At 70.6% G+C, this 15,799-nt stretch carries 12 protein-coding genes, 1 other RNA gene and 1 pseudogene; 7 read left to right on the top strand and 7 right to left on the bottom strand.

The window, feature by feature from the left end:
• Positions 1-132: 132 nt before the first annotated feature.
• Together O5O54_RS04595 and O5O54_RS04590 are read right to left on the bottom strand one after the other, a co-directional pair.
• Entirely contained in the window at positions 133-660 is a 528-nt protein-coding gene (locus tag O5O54_RS04595; RefSeq protein ID WP_279479336.1) for a dihydrofolate reductase, read from the bottom strand.
• 4 nt (positions 661-664) lie between these two features.
• A complete protein-coding gene (locus O5O54_RS04590) occupies positions 665-1,459 on the bottom strand; it encodes a thymidylate synthase (protein WP_279479335.1) in 795 nt (264 codons plus the stop codon).
• A 213-nt stretch (positions 1,460-1,672) separates the two neighbouring features.
• Between O5O54_RS04590 and ssrA the strand changes: the two genes are divergently transcribed.
• The 4 genes from ssrA to O5O54_RS04570 all read left to right on the top strand — a co-directional run bounded on the left by ssrA (position 1,673) and on the right by O5O54_RS04570 (position 3,111).
• Positions 1,673-2,031: a transfer-messenger RNA gene (ssrA, locus tag O5O54_RS04585) on the top strand.
• A gap of 52 nt (positions 2,032-2,083) precedes the next feature.
• Complete coding sequence (locus tag O5O54_RS04580; protein WP_279479333.1) at positions 2,084-2,686, top strand: SspB family protein; 603 nt, start codon at positions 2,084-2,086, stop codon at positions 2,684-2,686.
• Between the two features lie 3 nt (positions 2,687-2,689).
• Positions 2,690-2,890 carry a DUF4169 family protein gene (locus tag O5O54_RS04575; RefSeq protein WP_279479330.1) on the top strand — a complete coding sequence of 67 codons (201 nt, stop codon included), beginning with the start codon at positions 2,690-2,692 and terminating at the stop codon, positions 2,888-2,890.
• On the top strand, positions 2,887-3,111 hold the full coding sequence (locus tag O5O54_RS04570; RefSeq protein ID WP_279479329.1) for a ribbon-helix-helix domain-containing protein: 225 nt from the start codon (positions 2,887-2,889) through the stop codon (positions 3,109-3,111). The genes O5O54_RS04575 and O5O54_RS04570 overlap by 4 nt, the downstream gene beginning before the upstream one ends.
• Positions 3,112-3,117: 6 nt before the next feature.
• Here O5O54_RS04570 and O5O54_RS04565 read toward each other — a convergent pair whose 3' ends face one another.
• Positions 3,118-6,882 carry an AsmA-like C-terminal region-containing protein gene (locus O5O54_RS04565; protein ID WP_279479327.1) on the bottom strand — a complete coding sequence of 1,255 codons (3,765 nt, stop codon included), beginning with the start codon at positions 6,880-6,882 and terminating at the stop codon, positions 3,118-3,120.
• A 182-nt stretch (positions 6,883-7,064) separates the two neighbouring features.
• Between O5O54_RS04565 and O5O54_RS04560 the strand changes: the two are divergent.
• A pseudogene (locus O5O54_RS04560) lies at positions 7,065-9,641 on the top strand (ATP-dependent helicase); the annotation flags it as partial.
• A 170-nt stretch (positions 9,642-9,811) separates the two neighbouring features.
• Here the strand turns inward: O5O54_RS04560 and O5O54_RS04555 are convergent.
• The 3 genes from O5O54_RS04555 to O5O54_RS04545 all read right to left on the bottom strand — a co-directional run bounded on the left by O5O54_RS04555 (position 9,812) and on the right by O5O54_RS04545 (position 12,584).
• Positions 9,812-10,429 carry a hypothetical protein gene (locus tag O5O54_RS04555; RefSeq protein ID WP_279479323.1) on the bottom strand — a complete coding sequence of 206 codons (618 nt, stop codon included), beginning with the start codon at positions 10,427-10,429 and terminating at the stop codon, positions 9,812-9,814.
• Positions 10,426-10,902 carry a hypothetical protein gene (locus O5O54_RS04550; RefSeq protein WP_279479322.1) on the bottom strand — a complete coding sequence of 159 codons (477 nt, stop codon included), beginning with the start codon at positions 10,900-10,902 and terminating at the stop codon, positions 10,426-10,428. The genes O5O54_RS04555 and O5O54_RS04550 overlap by 4 nt, the downstream gene beginning before the upstream one ends.
• Before the next feature lie 167 nt (positions 10,903-11,069).
• Positions 11,070-12,584, bottom strand: coding sequence for a chromosome partitioning protein ParA (locus tag O5O54_RS04545; protein ID WP_279479320.1), 1,515 nt, complete (start codon positions 12,582-12,584; stop codon positions 11,070-11,072).
• 221 nt (positions 12,585-12,805) lie between these two features.
• Here O5O54_RS04545 and O5O54_RS04540 point away from each other — a divergent pair, with 221 nt between their 5' ends.
• Together O5O54_RS04540 and O5O54_RS04535 are read left to right on the top strand one after the other, a co-directional pair.
• Positions 12,806-13,303, top strand: a complete 498-nt coding sequence (locus O5O54_RS04540) for a BA14K family protein (RefSeq protein WP_279479317.1) — start codon at positions 12,806-12,808, stop codon at positions 13,301-13,303.
• A gap of 127 nt (positions 13,304-13,430) precedes the next feature.
• Positions 13,431-13,919, top strand: a complete 489-nt coding sequence (locus tag O5O54_RS04535) for a BA14K family protein (RefSeq protein ID WP_279479315.1) — start codon at positions 13,431-13,433, stop codon at positions 13,917-13,919.
• Between the two features lie 4 nt (positions 13,920-13,923).
• On the opposite strand, the gene O5O54_RS04530 is transcribed toward O5O54_RS04535, so the two are convergent.
• A complete protein-coding gene (locus O5O54_RS04530) occupies positions 13,924-15,744 on the bottom strand; it encodes an aminopeptidase P family protein (RefSeq protein WP_279479314.1) in 1,821 nt (606 codons plus the stop codon).
• Between the last annotated feature and the right edge of the window lie 55 nt (positions 15,745-15,799).

The following is a 15,799-nucleotide window of genomic DNA, read 5'->3' as shown; positions in this document are numbered from 1 at the left end:
ATGTCCTTCCGTCAAACCCAAGGCGCGCGCGGGCCAAACATGCCGCGCCGCGTCGTCAACTCCTTATAGGAACCGGAAAAACGCGTTTCAACGCGCGTCACGGGCGAATGATCGCCCACCCTGGCGCCATGGTTAGCGCAGCGGTGCGACCCGCTCCCACCGCTGGTAGCGCGTCGGGGCGCTGTCGCGCGGATCGATCGCGCCCGGTTCCTCCGCCACCAGCGCGAAACCGGCCTCGGCGAGATCGGGAAAGAAGGCGTCTCCCGCCGGCGCGGCGTCGATCACGGTGCGCTCGACACGGGCCGTCGCCCCCAGGAATTGCCGGTAGATCTCGGCTCCTCCGGCGATCACGATTTCGTTCGCGCCGCGTCGATCGGCCGCTCGGGCCGCCAGGTCCAGGGCCTCGTCCGTCGATCGGGCGAGAATCGCCCCCTCGAAGGGCAGGCTGGAGGCGCGCGTCAGGACGATCGTGTCGCGCCCGTCGAGGACGCGGCCGATGGATTCGAGCGTGCGCCGGCCCATGATCATCGGCTTGCCCATGGTGAGCGCGCGGTAGCGCTTGAGGTCGGAGCGGATCGACCAGGGCATGGCGCCGTCCAGCCCGATCACGCCGTTGGCGGCCGTCGCGACCACCGCGACGAGGGGAAGCGCGTCCGCCACCGTCTCAGACCGCCACCGGAGCGGCGATGTGGCCGTGCGCCTCGTAGCCTTCGATGGCAATGTCCTCGAAGCGGAAGGCGAAGAGATCGGTGACGTCGGGATTCAGTCTTAGGCGCGGCAGCGGCAAGGGCTCGCGCGTCAGCTGGAGGCGGGCCTGCTCAAGATGGTTGTGATAGAGATGCGCGTCGCCGAGCGTGTGGACGAAGTCGCCGGGCTCGAGGCCCGTCACCTGCGCCACCATGTGCGTCAGGAGCGCATAGGAGGCGATGTTGAAGGGCACGCCGAGGAAGATGTCGCCCGAGCGCTGGTAGAGCTGGCAGGACAGGCGCCCGTTCGAAACGTAGAACTGGAACAGGCAGTGGCAGGGCGGCAGGGCCATCTCGTCCACCATGGCCGGGTTCCAGGCCGAGACGATCAGGCGGCGCGAATTGGGGTTCTTCCGAATCTGGTCGACCACGTTGGCGATCTGGTCGATATGCTCGCCCTTCCCGTCCGGCCAGGAGCGCCATTGCGAGCCGTAGACGGGGCCGAGGTCGCCGTTCTCGTCGGCCCACTCGTCCCAGATCCGCACGCCGTTCATCTTGAGATACGCGATGTTGCGATCACCGCGAAGAAACCAAAGAAGTTCGTGAATGATCGACCGCGTGTGAAGACGCTTCGTCGTCACGAGCGGGAAACCTTCAGACAGGGTGAAACGCATTTGGTGACCGAAAACCGAACGCGTACCCGTGCCCGTCCGGTCCATCCGATCTACCCCGTCGTTCAGGACGAGCTTCAGAAGGTTCTGGTAAGTGTGCATGATGCAGCTCCGCTGGGTGCGGAATTAGGCCGCAGAAGTGGTTTCCAACCAGCAAAGCAAGCTGGTTAACAATCAGCTAACCCCTTGTTTCAGATTCAGTTTTCAGAGTCGAGTCCGTTATGCGGACACGATGCGTTCTAAAATCCTGAACGGACAGGAGGGACGAGGCGGCACGCTGATGCGGCGCGAGATGCCCGCATTTAGCTTATTTCCTGTCTTTTCAGCGACCTGCCAAATCCCTATATTCGGCGCGCCGGGGCTTGCTCCGGCTATGGCGATAAACGGCCGATGGAATAAACCTTTCGGACCCGGGGGCGGTACCCGGCGCCTCCACCTGAGCCCAGCCTCGTCGCTGGGTTGAGGCGGGGGCGAAATAGGATCGACGAGGGTGTAAAGATCGTTCTTTCGCTCGGCATGGTACCACCGTTATCGGGCTGAAAAAGTAGTTGCCAACGACAACTATGCGGAAGCCCGTCTCGCCGCTTAATGCGGTGCGATAGCTTCGAATCAAGCCCTAGGGGTTCGCACTTCTAGGCGGGGCTCGGAGGTGCCTGGCAACAGAAACCTCCACTTCCTTTCGGGCGCCGTCGCCCGCAGTCAGGCGTTGCGAATTCAGGACCACCGATGGGCCAGGACCTTATCCGATACGATGTTCTGGCGCAGGACGCCCTGCGCGGCGTCATCCGCAAGGTGCTGGGCGAGGTGGTCAAGACCGGCCTGCCCGGCGAGCACCACTTCTTCATCACCTTCCTGACCTCGGCGCCCGGCGTGCGCCTCTCGTCGCGCCTGCGCGAGAAGTACCCGGAGCTGATGACCATCGTCATCCAGCACCAGTATTGGGACCTCTCGGTCAACGACACGTCCTTCGAAGTGGGCCTGTCCTTCTCCGACATTCCCGAACGCCTGCTGATCCCGTTCTCGGCGATCCGCGGCTTCTACGATCCGGCCGTCAACTTCGAGCTCGAGTTCGACGTGCGCGACATGGATGCCGCCAATTCGCAGGACGAGGGTGCCCCGGCGCCCACCGCGCTCGCGCCCGTCTCGCCGACGGCGACCGCCATCAAGCCGCTGCCTTCCAAGGCGGCCGCCCCTGCGGCCAAGCAGCCGGCCAAGGCGGCGAAGGACACCAAGTCCGAAACCGCCGAGGCGCCCGCCGACGACAAGCCGCAGGGCGAGAAGTCCTCGGCCGACGTCGTGTCGCTGGACGCCTTCCGCAAGAAGCCCTGACCTTTGGGCGAGGTCGTCAACCTGCGCCTCGCCCGCAAGCGCGCCGCCCGCGCGGCCGACGAAGACGCGGCGGCCCGCAACCGCGCGCGCCACGGCCTGTCGAAAAGCGAGCGCGAGGCCGCGCGGCGAGAAGCGGCCGAAACCGACCGACACTTGGACGGCGCCCGGCGCGAGCGCGCGGACGACACATCGCCGTCCGAATGACGGACAAGCGCTCGCTGTCGATCCGGGGACACCGGACCTCGATCAGCCTCGAGGACGCCTTCTGGACGGAGCTGCGTGCCATCGCCGCCCGGCGCCATTCGAGCCTTGCCGCCCTGATCGCCGAGATCGACGCCGAGCGTCCGCCCGGCACCAACCTGTCGTCCGCGATCCGCCTGCGGGTGCTGGCCGACGCGCTCGCGCGCGCCGGCGACGGCGCCTGACGCGACTCAGAGCTGGTTGGGGTTGCTGACGCCCGGCAGTCCGCCGAAGCCCGTGCCGGGCGATGCCGGAGGCGGCGGCAGCGGTTGCAGCTCGAAGTCGGCCGGCGGCGAGGGACGCGGCGTGGCCGCCCGCGCCGCGGCTTCCGCTTCGGCCTGCGCGGCGGCTCGGGCCGCCGCCTCGCGCGCGGCCGACTCCTGCGCGGCGGCCCGGCGAGCCGATTCGGCCGCCTCCGCCGCCCGAGCCGCTTCCATGCGCCGGCGCTCCTCCGCTTCGCGCCGCGCCGCCTCCTCGCGCTCGGCGGCTTCGCGCGCCAGGCGCTCCTGCCGCAGATCCTCGCGCAGCCGCTCCCTTTCACGATAAAGGCGCGCCTCGCGCCGCAGCCGCACGGTCTCGCGCAGGTCGTCCTCGATCGCCTCGATCCGCTCCTCTTCGCGCCGCGCGGCGAGTTCGGACAGGTAGGCGGCCAAGGGCTCGACGGAGGCCTGGAGCACGGGCGCGTCGAGCGGACCCTGGATCCGATAGGCGACCGACGGCGCGGTCCCTTCCACGGTCTCGTCGGCCGGCGGCGTCATCTGGAGCGCGAGTTCCGCCTCGACGCGCCCGGCGCGCAGATCGAGGGCACCCGTCCCTTCCAGCACGGCTCCGGCGAAGTCGCGGCGCAGCGGCGCGGTGCGCAGGACGCCCGCCCCGAGCGTCCAGTCGGCGGTGAGGTCCCCGAGCGATGCGCTGGCGCCCGCCGACAAGCGGTCCACCAACGCCGCCACGGCCGGCAGGCCCGGCTCGAAGCCTTCGGCTTCCGACGCTTCCACCACAGGGGCGAGAAGGTCCGGCCTTACGCCCCGCAAGGTGCCGTCCGCCAGGGTCAGACGTCCGCGTCCGTCGAGCGATGCGAGAAGGGCGGGCCAGGATTCGCCCCCGCCCGTCAACATCCCGGACAGGTCCAGCCGGCCGGCCAGAAGTCCCGCGCCGGCATCCAGCGGCCGTCCGGCCAGGGCCATGTCGAGACGGGTCGAGAGGATGCCGGCCGCATTGCGCACCTCGCCGCCTCCCGAAAGGCGCCCGCCGCCCGCCAGCTCGGCCGACAGGTCGGAGGCGGCCAGCCGCGTGCCGTCTCCCTCGACCGTCGCGGACAGGCCCGACAGGGAGAGGCCGAGCCCTTGCGCGCGCTTGGCCCCGAGCGCCAGCCGGAAGGCGCGCCCCGGCAGGAGCGGCGCGGCAAAGGCGGGCGGCTGGCCGCCCTCCCCCGCGACGGCGGCGGCCAGATCGACGCCCGTCGCCAGGCGGCCGAGCCAGTCGAGCGACAGGTTGGACATGGCGAGCCGACCGGAGACCGGCCCGCCGGCCGGCGCGGTCAGGGCGCCGGAGAGGCGCGCTGTGCCCAGCGTCGCGGCGAGGCCGTCGACAGACCAGCTTCCGTCGGCGAGCGAGACGGTCGCCTCGCCGGAGGCGGGCAGGTCGTCCAGCGGCTGGCCGAAGGCGAGAGCGAGCCGGGTCGCCCAGGAGGCGAGATCGTCGCTGCGCAGCCGAAGGGCGAGGACGGCGGCGCGAAGCCCCTCCGAGCCGATCGTCGCCGATCCGTTGGCCGAGAGATCGGTGCCCGGCGCGGCCAGTTGGATCGAGACGTCCGACGCGGCGCCGGGCTCGCCCGAGAGGGCCAGCGTCGCGCTGAGCGGCATCGTCTCTCCCAAGGGAAGGACGGCAAGGCCCGCCTGCGCCAGAAGCACGTCGGCATCGGCCTGGTTGAGGTGGAGGTCGAGGCCGAAGCGTCCGTTGCGCTCGGCGGCGGCGAGCCCGTTCTCCAGCGCGACGCGCAGGTTCAGCTCGGTGCCGGCCGCCGTGCCCCAAAGCTCCACCGCCAGATCGTCGCGGTTCGTTCCCTGCGACGCCGCAGTGCCGGTGAGGGACAGGGGTGCGAGCGACGGGGCGCGCCGGGCGAGCGCTTCGACCAGCGGGCTCGCGGGCAGGCGGGCACGCAGGAACTCGGCAAGCCGGGCGGGATCGGCCGAGGCGATCTCAAGGCTGAGATCGGGTCGCGGCGTGCCGAACGGGTCGGCCAGCGTGCCCTCGACATGGAGGTCGGTGCCCGCGAAGGCCGTGGCGTCGAGGCTCGCGATGTCGGCAAGGCCCCGATCGAAGGTGAGGTCGGCATCGAGGCTCGCGGCCTCGACATCGCCCCATCGTGCCGGGCCGGCGGAGAACTGCAGCTCGAACCGTTCCCCCTCGCGCGGCGCGCCGCCCTGCAAGGCCAGGAGACGCGCCAGGGCGCCCACGGGTTCGAGATCGACGTCGGCACCGCGCAGGTCGATGGTCGTGTTGTTGCCCTCCGGCCGCGCCGCCCGGCGGATGGCGCCGGTCAGGCTTCGCCCGTCGAGATCGATCTCCAGCCCGTCGAACCGCTGGTCGGCGGCCGAGAGGTCCACGTCGGCCGAGAAGCCGGCGCGCCCGAGGCGCGTCAGGGCCGGGTCCGCGGCGCCGGCCGCCCAGCCGAGAAAGGCGGCGGGCTGGCGCGCGGCGAGAAGCAGGTTGCCGCGAAAGCCCGCCTCCCCTTCCGTGCGCAGGACGCCCGAGGCCTCGACCAATGTGCGGCCGGGCAGTTCGGCGGAGAAGGACTGGAGCGACCAGCCTTCCGTGGCGGGCGATCCGGCGAGCGACACGCTGCGGATCGTCGTGTCGCCCACCGTGACCAGCGGCAGCGACAGGCGCACCCGGCCGGGCATGCCGGGGGTCGGCAGGCGCTCCAGCGCGGCGCGCAGGGCCTCAATGCGGGCGGGAAGGCCGGGCGGCTCCCCCGCAGGGGCGCTCGGCGGGGCGATCCGGTCGACGTCGATCGCCTGGCCGTCAAGCTGGAGATCGAAGCGCGGGATCGAGCCGACGTCCACCAGGGCCGAACCGGTGGCGACATAGGGAACTTCGGCCGCCCCCACTTCGGCCCGGAGCTCCGTCGCGCGCAGCGACGTCGGCGTCAGGCCGAGCTCCGTGGTCAGGCGCAGCGGCGGCAGGAGCGGTGCCGGCGCCCCGTCCGGCCGCTCGGCCGTAGGGTCGATCGGGCTCAGGAGCGCCAGCGTCCCGTCGGCGAGCGGCTCGCCGGGAAGGCTGGAGATCACGGCATCCAACGTCGCGCGCAGGTCGAGCGCCTGCGAATCGAGCGTCAGCCGGAGCGGCAGGCGGCCGTCCCCGGCCCCGGATCCCGTGGAGAAGGAGGCGGCCAGCGGCCGGCCGTCGGCAAGGAGTGTCGCGCTGCCCGCGAAGGGACCGCGAAGGGACTGGGCGGACAGGGTGGCGTCGATCGCCGTCAGGGCGATGCGGCGCGACGAGCGGCGGTCGGCCAGCACCGCCGAGCCGTCCGCGACCACGATCCGCTCCAGAACCACGGTTTCGGACGGGGGCGCCGCGCGCGAGCCCACCGGCCAGCGGATGGTGCCGTCGCCCTCCACCGGGACGCTCAGCGCCGGGCCGTCGAGCCGCATGTCGAAGATGCGGATCTCGCCGGACAGGTAGGGCGCGAGTTCGGCGTCCATGCGGAAGGCGCGAACGGTCAGGACGGGGTCGGTGGGATCGTCGCCCACCACGACATCGGTGAAGGATAGGGAGGGAAACGGCAGGAGCCGCGCCGAGGCCGTGCCGCGCACCTCCACCCTCTGGCCGAGAATGCGCGAGGCCTCCGCCTCGAAGCTCGCGCGGTAGCTCGTCCAGTCGACGAAGGACGGTCCGACGAGAAGCGTCAGGAGCGCGAGGACGAGAAGGCCGCCCAGCGCGATGAAGAGCTTCATGCGACCTGCCTTTCCTCGCGAGCCCCGCCCTGAACGGGCTTCCCTCTGTTTCTGCGGCATAAGCCGCGGCAAGAGCAAGGCAGCAAGGGTCGCGACCAAGCGGAAAGCCGGGGAATGTGGCCGGCGGCGCGGGCTTTCGATGTTCCCCTAGTGTTCCCGGCGGAATCGATTAAGTAGAGGCGATGGACGAGACCCGAGATCAGAACGCCGCGCCCGAGGGCCGGCCGAAGGGCGGCATCGCGGCGCGGGCTCTGGCCGCGCGCGGCGGCCCGGTGGCGCAGGGAGGCCCCGACTATCTCTCCGGGCTGAACCCCGAGCAGCGCGCCGCGGTGGAGACGACGGAAGGGCCTGTCCTGGTTCTGGCCGGCGCAGGCACCGGCAAGACGCGCGTGCTTACCACCCGCATCGCCCATATCCTGACGACGCGCCGCGCCTTTCCCTCGCAGATCCTCGCCGTCACCTTCACCAACAAGGCCGCGCGCGAGATGAAGACGCGCATCGGCCATCTCGTCGGCGGCGAGGTCGAGGGCATGCCCTGGCTCGGCACGTTCCACTCGATCGGCGTGAAGATCCTGCGCCGGCACGCCGAGCTGGTGGGCCTCAAGTCCAACTTCACCATTCTCGACACCGACGACCAGATCCGCCTGATCAAGCAGCTGATCCAGGCCGAGAATCTCGACGACAAGCGTTGGCCCGCCCGCAGCTTCGCCCAGATGATGGACGGCTGGAAGAACAAGGGCCTGACGCCGGACAAGATCCCGGAAGGCGACGCGCGCGCTTTTGCCAACGGAAAGGGGCGCGAGCTCTATCGCGCCTATCAGGACCGGCTCCTCAGCCTGAACGCCGCCGACTTCGGCGACCTCCTGATGCATCCGATCGCGCTGTTCCAGAACCACCCGGACGTTCTGGCCGACTATCACCGGCGCTTCCGCTATATCCTGGTGGACGAGTACCAGGACACCAACGTCGCGCAGTATCTCTGGCTGCGGCTCCTCGCCCAGCATTCGGACGCGCGCGCCCAGAACGGCCAGGACAAGGTGAACGTCTGCTGCGTCGGTGACGACGACCAGTCGATCTACGGCTGGCGCGGCGCGGAGGTCGATAACATCCTGCGCTTCGAGCGCGACTTTCCCGGCGCGACCGTGATCCGCCTGGAGCGTAACTACCGTTCGACGGCCCATATTCTCGGCGCCGCCGCGGGCCTCATCGCCGTCAACGAGGACCGGCTCGGCAAGACGCTCTACACCGACCTCAAGGATCCCGAGCACGAGAAGGTCACGGTCAACGCGGGCTGGGATTCGGAGGAGGAAGCGCGCGCCATCGGCGAGGAGATCGAGCAGCTCCAGCGCAAAGGCTCCAAGCTCAACGACATGGCGATCCTGGTGCGCGCCTCGTTCCAGATGCGCGAGTTCGAGGACCGCTTCGTCACGCTTGGCCTCAACTACCGGGTCATCGGCGGCCCGCGCTTCTACGAGCGGCAGGAGATCCGCGACGCGCTCGCCTATTTCCGCTGCGTCTGCCAGCCCGCCGACGACCTCGCCTTCGAGCGCATCGTCAACACGCCGAAGCGGGGCCTCGGCGACGCCGCGATCCGGCTCCTCCACGAATACGCCCGCGCCAAGGGACTGCCGCTTCTCGCGGCGGCGGCCGACCTCGTGCAGGGCGACGAGCTGAAGGCGCGCCCGCGCGCGGCGCTGGCCGAAGTGGTGCGCAACTTCGAGCGCTGGTCGGGGCTCCTCTCCACCATGCGCCACACCGATCTCGGCGAGATGATCCTCGACGAGTCCGGCTATACCGAGATGTGGCAGGCGGACCGCTCGGCCGAGGCGCCGGGGCGGCTGGAGAACCTGAAGGAGCTGATCCGCTCCATGGACGACTACGAGAGCCTGCCGGGCTTTCTGGAGCACATCGCTCTCGTCATGGACGCCGAGCAGAACGCCGAGACGGACGCGGTCTCGATCATGACGCTCCATTCGGCCAAGGGGCTGGAGTTCGAGACCGTGTTCCTGCCCGGCTGGGAGGAGGGCCTCTTCCCGCACCAGCGCTCGCTGGACGAGGGCGGGCGCTCGGGGCTGGAGGAGGAACGCCGCCTTGCCTATGTCGGCATCACGCGCGGCAAGCGGCGGGTGAAGATCTGGTTCGTCTCCAACCGGCGCATCCACGGCATGTGGCAGTCCACCATCCCCTCGCGCTTCCTGGACGAGCTGCCCGAGGACCATGTCGACGTCATGGAGCCCTCCGCCTCCTATGGCGGCTACGGGGCGGGCGGCATGGGCGGCTACGGCGCCTCGCGCTGGGACGGCAACGCCTTCTCGACCTCTTCCTACGGCACGCCCGGCTGGCGCCGCGCCCAGGCGGCGGGCAGCGCCGGCACCTACGCCGGCGGGCGCGGACGGTCGATCGAATACGGCGAAGGGGGCGTGTCGGGCTCGGATGCGCGGGCGCGCGCCGCCGCGACGGCCGACAAGTACATCGCGCGGGACGGGGTGGGCGGAAAAGGTCGAGGCTTCGAGGAGGCCCCCGGCGGGGGCGCCGACCGGTCGGGCTTCGCAGGCCGGCTGACCGACCCGTTCTCTGCCAATCGCTCGCGCGGGGCCAACCAGCCGCCGCGCAAGGGCGGCGGCCTTTACTCCTCCGCCCGCGCCGGCGGGCCGCGCGAGATCGAGGGCACGCTGGTCGCGAAATCGGTGGCCGACGAGCCGAGCCGTTTTTCGGTGGGAGACCGTGTCTTCCACCTCAAGTTCGGCAACGGCACCGTGGCGCTGGTGGAGGGCAACAAGCTGACGGTGGACTTCGACCGCGCCGGCCAGAAGCGCGTGCTCGACGGGTTCGTGGAGCCGGCCTGACGGCCGGCAGAACTTGTCCGACGGGCACGCGACCGAACGCTAAAGCGGTTTGAACCGTATCCGGGCCCGATGGCGGACCGGCGTCAGGAGACGCCGGACAGGAGCTCGTGGACCCGGCGCAGATAGGCCTCGGTCTGGCGGCACTTGGTTTCGGCTTCCACGGCGCGCTGCTCGGCGCGCTTGGCGCGCATGTCGGCTTCCCACTCGTGGTACTCGGCGTCGCGCAGCGCCGCCTCGGCGGCGACTACCTTCTCCTCCGACTGGCGAAGCCGCTCCTCGAGCGACTGGATATGGGTCTGGAGCCGATGGTGATCCTCGGCGGCCCGGTCGGCGAGCGCCTTGGACTGCTTCTCCAACTGGACGAAGCGCTTCTCGTAGGCCCGGATCGTCGCGGCCGTTCGCTCCACCAGCGTCAGCGTGCGCGTCCAGTCCGTCGGCGAGGGCTCGATGGTCAGGTGCCCGACCGCCAGCGCGATCGCCCCGGCGGAGGGGGCTTCGGGCGGGGGCATGTCGAGCGTCGCGCGGGGCGATGCCGCGTCCGGCGCGTCGGAGCCGCGGAAAAGGGTCGCGACCTCCGCCACCCGCACCGTGTCGGCCTGCTCCGCCTCGCTCCGCCGCCCGCCGGTCGGTCCGCCCTCCGATTTCGCCATGGACACGACCTCGTCTTCGGGGAGGGAGACCGTCTCGCGAACGGCGCTCATTCGTCGTCTTCCAGCCGGCCGCTGGCGAGAGCGGCCCGCAGCTCGGCCTCGGCGCTGTCCTCGCCGGCGAGAACCGGGGTGAAGCTGCCGACGATGGCGTCGTGCATCTTGGCGAGCCAGGCCTCGGCCTCCGATGCGCGCGCTTCGGCCAGGCGCGCCCGCGCTTCGGTTTCGGCGATGCGGACTTCGGCATCGTCGAGCTGTTCCTGAAGCGAGCGGATCTCCTCGCTGGCGCGCTCGGCGTCGAGCCGGTGCTCGATCTCCATCTCGGTGGCGCGCTCGTCGCGGATGCGGATCGCCTCGCTGGCCTCGCGGACGAGGTCCAGCGCCGCCGACCAGTCGCGCGCGGCCCCGGACCTGTCGTTGTTCGAGACCAGGACGAAGCTGCCGTCGCCGCGCCCGGAGCCGGAATGCTCCGTCACGCTCTGCCGCAGGCTCACGCCGATCTCCTCGCTCGCACTATTCGCCATCATGCCGATCCTTTGCCGCCGCTCACGCATCGTCTCCGAGGGTCCGGTGAGGACCTTCGGACATTTACCCGCATCCGTTCAATAGGTTGCGGCGCATTTCCTTGGTCGGAGCCCCGTTCGGCCGGCGCGATCCTCGGCTCGCACCCGCCGGGCGAAGCACGGCCGACCCTTTACTCCCCCTTTTCGGGCATCATGAAGGGGCGCACGTTGGAATGGGCGTCGCCGCCCGGACCCTCGGGCATCCCGTCGCCGTAGAGGCCCGCATCGCCGCGCGTGCGCGTCGCCCGCTTCAGCGTCTCGTTCTGGCGCTGCAGGGCCGTGCGGTTCTCGCGCGCGATGTCGAGCGCACCCTGGGCCAGCGTGCGCTCGGCCTTCTCGGTCTGCAGCTCCTCGATCAGGCGGCGGTTGGTCGCCTCCAGGGTCTGGCGCTCCTGCTCGAAGCGCAGGGTGAGCGCCTCGACGCGGTCGGAGAGATTGTTCGCCCGCGAGGTGACGCCTTCGAGCGCGGCATCCTTGGCGGCCAGCGCCTTGACCAGCATGTCGCAGCGCGCTTCCAGCTCCGTGCGCCCCTTCTGGGCGTCCTGGAGCTGCGCGAGGAGGCGCGAGGCCTCCGTCTTGCTGGCTTCCAGGCGCCGGTCGAAGGTGGTGCGCTCGGCGATCGCCTCCTTGTTGGCCCGCTCGGCGGCGCGCATGGCCTCCTCGCGCTCGCGGAGCTGGCCGCGCACCTGGGCGAGGATCTGGTCCGTCGCCATCAGGCGTGCCGACAGGGCTTCGATCTTCATGCCGGCGCTGGACCGCTCGGTCTTGATCGCGGCAAGTTCTGCCTCGAGCTGGGTGACGGCGCGCTGGCGGCCCGCCTGCTCGGCGGCGATCTGGGTCTCCTGCAGCGCGATCGTCTGGAGATGCGCCTCGATCTGGGCTTCCAGCTCGTCGTTGCGGGTGCCCGAGGTGACCAGCTCGGCGGCCTGCTCCTCGGCAAGGCTCTGGAGCCGGCGGTTCTCCTGCTCCAGGATCTGGCGGCGCTCGGAGACCTCGGCCAGCATCCGCTCGGCGTCGGCCAGCGCCTGATCGGACACCTGCGCCTCGGCCCGGAGCGTCTTCACCTCCAGGGCGAGCGACTGGTTCTGCTCGACCTCGGCGAGAAGCTGGCGCTCCAGCGCGTTGGCATGGGTGGTCTTCTCGCGCAGCGTGAGGCGCTGCTCGTCGAAGGCGGTTTCCTGCTCGCGCAGGAGGTTTTCGAGGCGCGTCGCGCGCGCCATCGCGGTGGACAGCTCGCTGGAGGCGGTGGAGTAGCGGCCGAGCAGCGAGTCCACCTCGCGGCGCAGCGCCTGTCCGCCTTCCATCTCCTGCTGGAGCAGGGCCTCGAGCTCGAGGATACGCGACTTGGAGCGCGGCAGCTCCTCGGCGATCGTCTCGATCGGGCCGATGAGCTGGGCGAAGTCGTCCGTCAGGCTGCGCAGGTCGGTGAGACGCTCGGCCATCTCGCCGATGCGCACCTTCAGCATCTCGTTGCGCTGGCCGATATTGTCGAGCGGAGGCACGAAGCCCCCATGGCCCGCCGGGGCGGGGTTGGAGACACGTGGCTGCACCGGTTCGATCGCCTTTCCGAAATCGATCCGCTCTCCTGCGCTCTCGCTCGGGCGCTGGCCGTCACGCCGAAAGAAGAACGACAGCGGTGAGCTCATCCCTATCGACTCCCCTTGGACCGGATGTCTCGCGGTCTTGCCGGGGAACCCCGGTCTCCGCAACATGATTTACGAAATATTAATCAATTTTTCCAGATGCGTGCGTCGAGGTCACAGCCTCGCCGCCGAAGCTGCGGCGTGACGGCTCCGGCTCGTTCAGGAACCGTTCAGGTTGAAAACGGTTCTTCGGCCATCACAGAACAGTTGTCCGGAGATTACCCATGCGCATTCCGAAATGGCTTGCCGGGCGCACACTGGCGGTCGCGCTCGCGCTGACCATGGTGCCGGCCGCCCTCCCCTCCACGACGCCGCTGGTCGGCGTCACGGCTGCCAAGGCCGATCCCTACTACCGCTACGGCCCGCACTACGGTCCCGGCGGCTTCCGCGGCGCCGGCTGGGGCGGCCACCGCTACCACGGCGGCCCGCGTTACTACGGCGGCCCTCGCTACGGCTACGGCCACCGCGGCTATCACCGCCGCCACAACGGGGGCGCGGCCATTGCCGGCGCGATCGTCGGCCTTGGCGTCGGCGCGGCCATCGCAAGCACCGCGCAGCCCCGCTACATCGAGCGCGCGCCGCGCTACTACGCCGCACCCGCCTATCGGGCGGAGCCGTGGACCCGCGAATGGTACCGCTACTGCTCGCAGCGCTACCGCTCCTTCGACCCGCGCTCGGGCACATTCCAGCCCTATCACGGCCCGCGGCAGTTCTGCCGCTGAGCCGGACGGCCTCTCCATGACCTCATGCGGCCGCACCTCGAAAGGGTGCGGCCGCATCGCTTTCGGAACCAGGACGGCTCCACGCACCTTTAGCGCGAGGATCAATCCGCGAAGGGGGGGACGGGCGATGGGTGAATGGAGCCGGGCCGCGATGGCGGCCCTTGCCGCGGCGGGCCTTTCGGCAGGCCTGACCGGTGCGGCGGTTGCTGGCGAGTATGTCGGTCTCGATCCCTACAACCGGCCCGTCTTCGTGCGTCCGGGGCCGATCCCGACCGTTCCCCTCGCCGTCTCGCCGCCCGTCTACGAGCGCGATCCCGGCATCTACGGCGGCCCGCAGGTGACGGGGCCGATCTTCTACGCCCACCCCGCCCCGCCGGTTCCGGGCGTCTATCGCGACAACCCCGCGCTCACGGCCGGTTCGGTGCTGGCCTTCGACCTCGACGCGGCGCTGGCCGCCGCCGAGCCGCCGCGCGGGGTGACGCTGGTGCGCAAAGGGGCGCGCCCCGCTCCCTTCACCGGCCCGTGGTATCGCTACTGCGAGACGCGCTACCGCTCCTTCGACGCCGAGACCGGCACCTACCAGCCCTCCTCCGGCCCGCGCCGTCTCTGCCGCTGAGCGGTCAGAGCGGCCGCGTCGCGGCCTGCAGCCAGGCCTTCGCCTCGCCGTCGAGGCGCGGGCCGATCTTTTCCAAGACCTCGGCATGATAGGCGTCGAGCCAGGCGCGTTCCCCGTCGTCGAGATGATCCGGGGCGATCATCCGGCGGTCGATGGGCACGAAGGTCAGTGTCTCGAAATCGTGGGCGTCGAGGTCGCCGCCGGCGATCCGCTCCGCCGGACGGACCAGGATCAGGTTCTCGATGCGGATGCCGAAGGCCCCCTCGCGGTAGTAGCCGGGCTCGTCCGACACGATCATCCCCGCTTCCAGCACCGCCATGCCGCGCTTCGAGATCGACTGCGGCCCCTCGTGGACGGCGAGATAGGAGCCGATCCCGTGGCCCGTGCCGTGGGCATAGTCGCAGCCCGTGCGCCATAGGGCGAGGCGGGCGAGCGGGTCGAGGTCGATGCCCCGCGTGCCGACGGGAAAGCGCGCTCGCGCGACGGCGATCATGCCCTTCAGCACCAGCGTGAACTTGATCCGGGCCTCCTCGCTCGCCTCTCCGATCGCGACGGTCCGGGTGATGTCGGTGGTCCCGTCGAGATACTGCGCGCCGGAATCGATCAGGAACACCTCGCCCCGGCCGAGAACCCGGTTCGACTGCCGGTTCACGCGGTAGTGCGGCAGGGCGGCGTTGGGGCCGCTGGCCGAGATCGTGTCGAAGGACAGGTCGCGCAAGGGCTGCCCGTCCGCCTCGCCGAAGCGGGTCCGGAAGCCCTCCAGGGCTTCGGCCGCCCCGATCTCGTCGACCGTTCCGGGCGCCTGGGCGTCCAGCCATGAGAGAAAGGCCGAGACCGCCGCACCGTCGCGAAGGTGCGCCCGCCGCGCGCCCTCGATCTCGACCGCGTTCTTGCGGGCGCGGGGCAGGCGCGCGGGATCGGTGCCGGCAACGACGGTTCCCCCCGCCCCTTCCACCACCTCGCGCAGGCGGTCGGCCGCGAGCGCGTGGTCCAGCATGACGCGCTGCCCCGACGCGAGACGGGCCAGCGCCGGCTCCAGCGCGTCCGGGGCGGCGATGTCGACGAGGGCCGCCAAGGCACCCGCGACCTCCTCCCTGAGCTTGTCCGCGTCGATGAACAGGGTCGGGCGCCCGTCCTGCGGGATCAAGGCGAAGGACAGCGGCAGCGGCGTGTGCGGCACGTCGGAGCCGCGGATGTTGAAGGTCCAGGCGACGGACGAGGGGTCGGTGAGGACGGTGGCACCGGCGCCGGCCTTTGCGAGGGCGGCGCGGATCTCGTCGAGCTTCTCGTCGGAGGCGCGCCCGGCATACGTGATCGGATGGAGCGACACGAGGCCCTTGGGCGGCAGCGGCCGGTCCTGCCAGACGCGATCGAGCGGGTTGTGCTTCAGGGCCACCAGCTCGCCGCCCGCGTCCGCCATCGCCGTGCGCAGCGCCGCCACTTCGCCGACCGTGTGCAGCCACGGGTCGATGCCGATGCGAAGCCCCTTGGCGTGCTCGCGAAGATAGGCGCCAAGCGGCGTGTCGACCGAGCTTTCGATGAGGAACACGGCGGCATCCACCTGCGCGCGCACCTGCACCGTGTAGCGCCCGTCCACGAAGATCGCGGCGCTCGCGGGAAGAACCAGCGCCGTGCCGGCCGAGCCCGTGAAGCCGGTGAGCCAGCGCAGCCGGTCGGCCGACGCGGGGATGTATTCCCCCTGGTGCTCGTCGGCCCGCGGCACCACGAACCCGTCGACGCCGGCCTGCCTGAGGCTCTCGCGCAGGCGCTCGACGCGCGAGGCGCTCTCGGTGGAATCGGACGCTTCGTCGAAGCTCTGGAACATGGGGCCGCCCCTTCCTTGCATTGTCACCGTCCTGTGTTTCAGTCTCCGGCGGCGA

Source organism: Aureimonas sp. SK2, assembly GCF_029813115.1.
Lineage (GTDB): Bacteria > Pseudomonadota > Alphaproteobacteria > Rhizobiales > Rhizobiaceae > Aureimonas.
This window is presented reverse-complemented; position numbering and strand designations above follow the sequence as displayed.

What these genes read in the sequence shown, in the direction of transcription:
- O5O54_RS04590 (WP_279479335.1), bottom strand. Translation starts at nt 1,459, where the DNA reads ATGCACACTTACCAGAACCTTCTGAAGCTCGTCCTGAACGACGGGGTA.
- O5O54_RS04580 (WP_279479333.1), top strand. Translation starts at nt 2,084, where the DNA reads ATGGGCCAGGACCTTATCCGATACGATGTTCTGGCGCAGGACGCCCTG.
- O5O54_RS04570 (WP_279479329.1), top strand. Translation starts at nt 2,887, where the DNA reads ATGACGGACAAGCGCTCGCTGTCGATCCGGGGACACCGGACCTCGATC.
- O5O54_RS04565 (WP_279479327.1), bottom strand. Translation starts at nt 6,882, where the DNA reads ATGAAGCTCTTCATCGCGCTGGGCGGCCTTCTCGTCCTCGCGCTCCTG.
- O5O54_RS04555 (WP_279479323.1), bottom strand. Translation starts at nt 10,429, where the DNA reads ATGAGCGCCGTTCGCGAGACGGTCTCCCTCCCCGAAGACGAGGTCGTG.
- O5O54_RS04550 (WP_279479322.1), bottom strand. Translation starts at nt 10,902, where the DNA reads ATGATGGCGAATAGTGCGAGCGAGGAGATCGGCGTGAGCCTGCGGCAG.
- O5O54_RS04545 (WP_279479320.1), bottom strand. Translation starts at nt 12,584, where the DNA reads ATGAGCTCACCGCTGTCGTTCTTCTTTCGGCGTGACGGCCAGCGCCCG.
- O5O54_RS04540 (WP_279479317.1), top strand. Translation starts at nt 12,806, where the DNA reads ATGCGCATTCCGAAATGGCTTGCCGGGCGCACACTGGCGGTCGCGCTC.
- O5O54_RS04535 (WP_279479315.1), top strand. Translation starts at nt 13,431, where the DNA reads ATGGGTGAATGGAGCCGGGCCGCGATGGCGGCCCTTGCCGCGGCGGGC.
- O5O54_RS04530 (WP_279479314.1), bottom strand. Translation starts at nt 15,744, where the DNA reads ATGTTCCAGAGCTTCGACGAAGCGTCCGATTCCACCGAGAGCGCCTCG.